Origin of the sequence: Pseudoponticoccus marisrubri (assembly GCF_001482405.1) — a bacterium.
Taxonomy (GTDB): domain Bacteria; phylum Pseudomonadota; class Alphaproteobacteria; order Rhodobacterales; family Rhodobacteraceae; genus Pseudoponticoccus; species Pseudoponticoccus marisrubri.
This window is the reverse complement of record NZ_LPXO01000077.1, coordinates 1-291: the sequence shown is the minus strand read 5'-3', so window position 1 is coordinate 291 and position 291 is coordinate 1. Positions and strand designations below refer to the sequence as shown.

Here is a 291-nt window from a genome sequence, read left to right as displayed (position 1 = left end):
CACCTCTCTGTCAGAACCCGGTTTGTCCTTACTGGAAAACGACTGGATCCAACTGTCGCCGGTCACCCTGCTCGCCGTTGCCGCCGTTGTGGTTTTTTCACTGCTTCACCTGCACAGCGTACACATCGGTAAAGGCATACAAAACCTGTTGACCCTCTATAAAGTCGGTTTCATAGTCTTATTCATTATCTTGGGATTCACACTCGGAGACGGCGATTTCGAGCATTTCCGGCCATCGCGATCGGTCTCTGCGGAATTTGATTTTTCATCGTTTGCCGTCGCGCTGATTTT

1 protein-coding gene is annotated in these 291 nt (G+C 50.2%); it reads left to right on the top strand.

Annotation, left to right across the window (positions count from 1 at the left end):
• Window positions 1–291, top strand: a 291-nt coding sequence (locus AVJ23_RS22020; protein WP_157772783.1) for an amino acid permease, incomplete at both ends; no start/stop codon positions are given.